Below are 7634 nucleotides of genomic sequence, written 5' to 3' on the forward strand. Positions count from 1 at the left end.
GTTATTTTGATATTTTTTTTGCTGTTTTCAAAAGATATGAAATTTCAATAATAGCCATCAGTTTTTCAAAGCGTTGCTGAGGTGATAATTTTTTAATTTCATCAATATGACGCAACTCCATTTTAGATGGATGATCATGATTTAATCGTGCTATTGTCTGCTTCGTCATAAGAGAAAAAATTAACAATCAAATTTACAAAATTTCTTTTAATCTACTTTCTTCTTTTTTCTATCAAAATAAACGCCCCCAACAATAACCAACAACATTCCTATCGAGCTAAACAAGGCAATAGTACTTCCGGTTTTTACTACTTGTGGTTCAAACTTGAATTCGATGGTATGTTTTCCTTTTGGAATTTCTATTCCTCTCAAGGTATAATCTACTCTGAAAATGGCAGTTTCTTTTCCATCAACAGTAGCTTTCCAACCATTTTTATAATAGATTTCAGAGAAGACTGCGAAACCATCATTTGAATTATTAGAAGTATATATTAGGTGATTTGGTTTATATAAATCTACTTTTATACTAGCTAAGCTGTCTTTTCTATATGAATGTATACCCATAGGTTTAAACCAAATTCCAAATTCAGCATTTAGAGTAGCTACTTCTTTAGTATCAATTTTACCTAAAGTTTTAAGTTCTTCATCGGCATTGTTAACCATTTTTATTTCCTTAACAAACCAAGCATTACCATTGTGAAAAGGATTGACAATAGGAATATCACCTTGTTCTGTGCCGACTATCAAATACTTTATATTAAAAGCATTGATAACAGGAATACTTTTGGTGAGTGAAAGTGTTTTTGGGTCAATGATACTTCCTAAATCAGAAATACTTTTTTCAATTAAATGCTCATACACTTCTTCAAAACGTCTTGGTTTTACCGCACTATAACCTCCAATAGATTTATGGAAATAGGATGACCTTGGGTTGGATAATCCGCCATCAAGTTCAAATACTCTAAAGTTAGTTTCGTCTGCCAGTATAAGTGAGTCTGCTGAGGTTGGTTCATAAGGAACGTCTACTTCGCGAGCACTTCTAAATTGTTGACCATCGTTACTCACATAGTTTTTATCGACAAAAAATAAATCGCCAACCATAAAAATACCAACGATGATAATGGCAGTGTTTTGAGCCAATTTATTTTTAATGTACATATAAAGCACACCAAAAGTAACCAACATTAAAAACCCTGAACGCAATAAATCGGCATTGTATAAATCTCTTCTATCTTCTCTCAATGCATCAATAAAACCAGTTCCAAAAGACTTATCAGGATGTTGTTTTAACATTGATAGTAATTGACTATCAATCTCACCTACAAAATTGAACATGCCTTTGGCTAAAAATAATACAAGAATTATCCCCAAAGTAGTTGCGGCAGTTTTCCATAAGCTAGTCCATTGTTTTTCTTTGTCGGTGGTAAAAAAGGATTGTAATCCCATTATAGCCAATGCTGGAATACACAATTCTAATAAAACTTGTATCGATGAAACCGCTCTAAACTTATCATAAACCGGAACATAATCGATGAAAAAATCGGTTAATAGTGAGAAGTTTTTCCCCCAAGAAAGGAGTAAAGAAAAAATAGCGCCAGCCAAGAAGGCATATTTTATTTTTCGTTTGTCATGATACATCGCCAAAACAAAAAGGAAGAAAACTATAGCGCCAATATAAGCAGGTGCAGCAACTTGAGGTTGATCTCCCCAATAGGTAATGGCATAACTATCGGTGAATTCTTTTGCTTCTTCTGGCGATGCTCCATAATTGAGCATGAAATTATATACATGAGAATCGTCAGTAAGTTTTTGGTTATTTCCTCCGCCAAAAAGGCGTGGTGCAAACAAATTCAAACTTTCTGTAATACCATAGCTATATTGAGTAATATACTCTCTGTCCATAGCAATATTGGCTTCCTTTTTTGTGCCGTCAGGATTGGTAGTTAATTCGCTTTTTCCACGCGTACTAAAATCGGCGTATTCTTTTGTTGCTAGTAAACTTGTGGCATTCGCACCAATGGCAAAAACCAAAGCAATAGCAAACGTTCCTATGATTTTTGGTAAAGCTTTTAAATCCTTTTCTTCATATAATCGGTACAAAAAGTAAAAACTCATCACTATCAAAAGCAGTAACAAATAATAGGTCATTTGAAAGTGATTGGCTGTAATTTCAAGTGCAACGGCTAGCATTGTTAGTATTCCACCATGAAGGTAACGCTTCCTAAAAACCAATATAAATCCAGCGATAACCAATGGCATGTATGCAATTGCATGCGCTTTTGCATTATGACCTACACCAATGATAACTATTAAATAAGTGGATAATCCGAAAGCCAAAGCGCCAAAAAATGCTTTTAGCGGATCAATCCTTAAAACCAGAAGCAATCCATAAAACCCTAGGAAATAAAGGAATAAATAATCGGCTGGTCTTGGTAGAAAGCGCAACATATCATCTAGTTTTCCTATATAATCATTAGGGTATTTAGCACCCGATTGGTAGGTTGGCATGCCGCCAAAAGAAGAATTTGTCCAATAAGGTTCTTCATGATATTCTGCTCTGAAATCGTTTTGTTCTTTGGCCATACCAGTATATTGCACGATGTCGTGTTGGTATATTTTTTTACCTTGAATAACGGGATAAAAATAAAGAAGAGAAACGATTATAAAACCAAGAATGGCTAGAAAGTGTGGATAAAACTTTTGAAGTTGCTTCATGTTTTTGGTTTAGGTTTTCAGGGAAAATTACTTAATTTCTTCGAAATCTATGTATTCGCCAACGATTTTTTTGGCTTTAGGCTTTTCTGAAGTGGTTGAATGAGTATTGGTTTGTTGCTGTTGTTGGAATTGCTCCGATGCTTTTTCGACAACTTTTTTGGCAATAACGGGTAAAAACAGACGTGCTAAGAACTTAAAAATATAGTAAAAAGCTAAGATGTATAGTATTGCTTTTAATAATCCGTTGAAAGAAGCAGTTTCCATTGAATAAATAATTTTTGTCAAAAATACTAAATTCTGTAATGTAAAATTCGCTTTGACTTCTTAAATAAATGATAAATTATATTACTTTTGGAAGGCGATATCTACATCAAACTATTATACTATGTTTAAAATAAAATCATTTTTTATTGTTGGGTTTTTGATGACTTCAACCATGCAATATGGGCAATATACCGATATTATTAATTCCAACAGACCAGGAAAATCGATGTCCGCTTTCTCTGTTGGTAAAACGGTTATTCAAGCCGAAATGGGATTGTATGGTATTAGCGAAGAGCATGACTTGGAGCGATATGAAGCTAATGGTTTTGGGACAGAATTGAGTGTGCGCTATGGCGCTTTTTTTGATCAATTTGAATTTAATTTAGAAACACAATACCAGTACGATTGGTACGAATCTCCTCTAGTAAGTGATACACGCAGTGGTTTCAAACAGTTTACAATTGGAGCAAAATATTTGGTTTACGACCCTTTTTTGAGAGCCAATGACAAACCCAATTTATACAGTTGGAAAGCCAATCATAAATTTAGTTGGAAACAATTTATCCCGGCAGTAGCTGTTTATGGAGGTTTCAATTTAAACATTGGAAATAATCCTTACACTTTTGAAACAGATCCAGCTATTAGTCCGAAATTGATGTTGATTACTCAAAATCATTTTGGTTCCAAATGGGTTTTTATAACCAATATTATTGCCGATAAATACATGACAGATTATCCAACCTTAGCATTAATCACCACATTAACTAGAGGATTTAACATGCGATGGTCTGGGTTTGTAGAAGTACAAGGATATAAAAGTGATTTTTACGCTGATACTGTTTTCCGAATTGGTGCTGCCTATTTAGTTCGAGAAAATATTCAATTAGACGCTTCTATTTCTAAAAATTTTAAAGATACTCCAGCCATTTTATACGGAGGTTTTGGTCTTTCTTGGCGTTTTGATAGTAATTATGAGACGAATTACAAAAGAATAAAAACCGAAAGTAAAGACGATAAGAAGAAGGATAAAAAATCTAAAGCGGACAAAGGTAAAAAACGTAAAGACGAAGTAGAATTAGAAAACACTAAACCATAATGATTACCATAGTAGAAGCCAATACCAAAAAGTTACTTACTGATTTTGTAAAATTTCCTTTTGAATTGTACAAAAATCATCCCTATTGGGTTCCACCTTTAATAAGCGATGAATTACAAACTTTTGACAAAACTAAAAATCCCGTTTTTGAGTCTGCTGAAGCTTATTTTTATTTAGCGTATAGCGATAACAAAATTGTAGGCAGGATTGCTGCAATTATTAATTGGAATGAAGTGAAAGACCAACAGAAAATGAAAGTTCGTTTTGGTTGGTGGGATGTTATTGATGATATTGAAGTTACCAAAGCGTTGCTTGAAAAAGTATATGAATTGGGAAGAAAAAATAATTTAGAACATGTTGAAGGACCAATGGGTTTTTCAAATCTAGATAAAGTTGGGGTTATGACTGCAGGATTTGATGAAATAGGTTCCATGATGAGTTGGTATAACTATCCTTATTATGCCACTCATTTGGAGAAATTGGGCTATGTGAAAGAGAAAGAATTTCATGAAAATAAATTTCCCTTTTCAAACGTTAAGCCAACTTTATTTGAAAAAGCAAATGAATTAATTAAAAAACGATACGAATTAAAGGAACTTAATTTCACAAACACTAATGACATCATGCCTTATGTGGATAAGATGTTTGATTTGTTCAATGCCAGTTATGCTAATCTTTCTTCTTTTGTTGCTATTACTGATGCTCAAAAAGATTTTTTCAAGAAAAAGTATATTAGCTTTATCAATCCAGAATATGTAAAGTTTGTATTGGATAAAAACAATACTTTAGTTGCTTTTAGTATTGTGATGCCAAACTTTTCCCAAGCATTACAAAAGGCAAAAGGCAAATTATTTCCATTTGGATTTTATCATTTGCTTAAAGCAAAAAAAGAGAGCAAAGATGTATTGTTCTATTTAATAGGTATTGACCCTGATTATCAAAGTAGAGGTGTAACCGCTATTATTTTCAATGAATATTATAATACTTTCAAAGAAAGAGGTATTCTAAATTGTACTAATACTCCATTTTTAGAGGATAATTATGCCATGATTAACCTTTGGAAACACTTTGAACCAGTTGTTTTTAGAAAACGTAGAACATATATTAAGAAATTACATTACTAACTTTTAATAGTTAGCTAAGTCATATATAAACTTAAAAGAACCATTTTTTTAGTTTTAAAACCATATTTTTTTTGTTAAAATTCAATAACTTTCTTATTTTTTGTAGTACAAAATTATTATAATGATAATTCACTCAAAATCATTTGAATTTAAAACAAGGATTTATATAAAATGATGTATTTCATCGATGAAATAGTTTTGTTCGTAGAAAACTTACGATTTTTTTAACATCTCACATTTTTTCTTTTTAATTTCACATTCCCTTTTAAATCTACACATTCTATTTTACTAATGTTGTTTCAAAATAACGTTAATAGTGCTTTCCCCAAAGATACTTATAATCAACTGCTCATGATGTGGTATTAACTAATACCTTAATACATTATGAAGAATTTTTTTCTATTTAATTTTTTTGCATTTTCAAAGTATCGTAATTATCAATTAATTACTGGAGAAAATGGGTTTAGATTGGATTTTAGTCAAGCGAATTATTCGCAGAGAGACAATCATCCAATGATTGAGTCTTCCACAAAAAAGAATAGACTGACAAGTTTTCTTTTACTTGTTCTACTTTTTTTGTTTACAAACTTTTTGTTTGCTCAGCAACCAGCATGTAATCTTAGCGGACCGCTAAAGGCAAGTTATGGTAAGAAAGGGGAAATAATCAGAATTAACTCTGAAGTTTTGAATGCTGTAAAAGAGACAAAGTACATTTGGTCTTTTAAAACAAACACCTCAAATGCGAGTTTTGCTACAGAAAATGGAGAAAATTCTATAAAAATTAATGCTGGAAATACAGGTGGATCATTTACTGTTCAACTTCAGGTAATTAATCCAAATCCACAAGATATTAGAAGAAATCTTTCTTGTACATGTACACAATCGGTCTCCGTTAATCAATAAATTATTCCAACCAAAAATAATATTCAATTATGAATTTAAATTTACTCAGTAATTCATCCACATGTAAAACATCTTGTTGTCATAGCGATAACAATGTAGTAGGATGGAAAAATAATATCAATAAAGTGATGTTATTTGTCATGTTGGTTTTAGGATATGTATCTTCATATTCACAAGCGCCAAGTATTTCTTCTTTTTCGCCAACTTCAGCGGCTCAAGGACAGTTAGTAACTATTACAGGTACTAATTTTACTGGAGTAACATCGGTTAAGTTTGGTCTAATTGAAGCTACTTCTTTTACAATTGTTAATCCTACTACGATAACTGCTACAGTTGCTACAGGAAATACGGGTTCCGTTAGGGTAACAAAACCAGGTTTTTTATCAGCAAACTTAACTGGATTCACATTTATACCCGCACCTTCATGTAATTTAGTTGGTCCTCTCAAAGCTTGTCTTAGTGATGGGAATATTTTAATTACAGCTACTATTCAATTTAGCGGCGCTAGTCCAGGACTTACTTTTTCATTTCCTGCAGGACCTCAAAATACCACTGGCGCCTCTTTAATATCAACGACACCTTTTGTTTTTAATCCAATTACAAATTCAGGTACAACTACAGCTCTAATTCATCCTGGGACCAATGGAGGTCAAATCAATTTTCAATTAATCGTTTCAGCGCTTGGAGGAAGTTGTGAATGTAGTAAATCTATAACAATTATAGATTTAGAATTAACCAATGAGTTTGAACCAATTTTATGTTATGGTGGGACAACTACTTTACATTCCGATGCTAGCTCAAGCGGATCTAGTTCCTATACATTTACATTAAATCCTGGTAATATTGTTGTAGGGCCGCAATCAGATCCTACAACCGAGTTTCCAGGATTAACAGCTGGAAATTATACGATGACAGTTGTTGACGATAATGGATGTTCAAAAGTTGCAAATTTTACAATTACTGAGCCACCTCTTAACCCAGTAGTGTTGAGATGTCCAGAAAGTAAAACTGAATTATCTTGTCAATCACAAGCTGATGTCAATATTGCATTTAACTCATGGCTTAATTCATTTGGTTTTTCAGGTGGTACAAATCCAATATTAACTAGAAATCCTTTAACACCCAATGCACCCTCAGCATGTGGTGGAAGTGTAGATGTTACATGGACTGTAACCGATGATTGTGGACAACCGCAAACATGTACAAGAACTTTTACTGTAACTTCAGATACAATACCACCTGTAATTACTGCAACAGGAACAACTTTATCTCTAGGTTGTAATCCTACAACAGCAGCAATAAATGCAGCTTTAGGAACTGCAAGTGCAACTGATAATTGTACCGTTGTTAACCCTACATCTACAGAAGGTCAATTAGTATCAGACGGATGTTTTCGATCTCTAACTAGAACATGGAATGTATCTGATGGCTGTGGTAACCCAGCGTTAGCAGTATCGAGAACTGTAACATGGACTGCGTCTATAGCAGTTGCTGTAACAGGACCATCGAATGTAGCTAAAACATCTTGTGAT

7 protein-coding genes are annotated in these 7634 nt (G+C 32.9%); 4 read left to right on the top strand and 3 right to left on the bottom strand.

Annotated features, from left to right (window positions below; genetic code table 11):
- Position 1: 1 nt before the first annotated feature.
- Genes ACSVH2_RS06015 through ACSVH2_RS06025 form a run of 3 tightly spaced genes read right to left on the bottom strand, consistent with a single transcriptional unit; the run spans position 2 to position 2979 of the window.
- Positions 2–169, bottom strand: coding sequence for a hypothetical protein (locus ACSVH2_RS06015; RefSeq protein ID WP_438092237.1), 168 nt, complete (start codon positions 167–169; stop codon positions 2–4).
- A 38-nt stretch (positions 170–207) separates the two neighbouring features.
- Entirely contained in the window at positions 208–2715 is a 2508-nt protein-coding gene (locus ACSVH2_RS06020) for a YfhO family protein (RefSeq protein WP_438092238.1), read from the bottom strand.
- A 27-nt stretch (positions 2716–2742) separates the two neighbouring features.
- Positions 2743–2979 (bottom strand): DUF4834 domain-containing protein, encoded by a 237-nt coding sequence (locus ACSVH2_RS06025; RefSeq protein WP_438092239.1) that lies wholly within the window; start codon positions 2977–2979, stop codon positions 2743–2745.
- Between the two features lie 121 nt (positions 2980–3100).
- Here ACSVH2_RS06025 and ACSVH2_RS06030 point away from each other — a divergent pair, with 121 nt between their 5' ends.
- The 4 genes from ACSVH2_RS06030 to ACSVH2_RS06045 form a co-directional block, all read left to right on the top strand.
- Complete coding sequence (locus ACSVH2_RS06030; protein WP_438092240.1) at positions 3101–4075, top strand: transporter; 975 nt, start codon at positions 3101–3103, stop codon at positions 4073–4075.
- Complete coding sequence (locus ACSVH2_RS06035) at positions 4075–5199, top strand: GTP cyclohydrolase (RefSeq protein ID WP_438092241.1); 1125 nt, start codon at positions 4075–4077, stop codon at positions 5197–5199. Before ACSVH2_RS06030 ends, ACSVH2_RS06035 begins: the two co-directional genes overlap by 1 nt.
- A gap of 384 nt (positions 5200–5583) precedes the next feature.
- The gene (locus ACSVH2_RS06040) at positions 5584–6102 is read left to right on the top strand and encodes a hypothetical protein (protein WP_438092242.1); all 519 of its coding nucleotides are present in this window, start codon (positions 5584–5586) and stop codon (positions 6100–6102) included.
- 29 nt (positions 6103–6131) lie between these two features.
- A partial coding sequence (locus ACSVH2_RS06045; RefSeq protein WP_438092243.1) for an IPT/TIG domain-containing protein occupies positions 6132–7634 on the top strand: 1503 nt, incomplete at its 3' end.

It is taken from the genome of Flavobacterium sp. RSB2_4_14, assembly GCF_051547085.1.
GTDB lineage: Bacteria > Bacteroidota > Bacteroidia > Flavobacteriales > Flavobacteriaceae > Flavobacterium.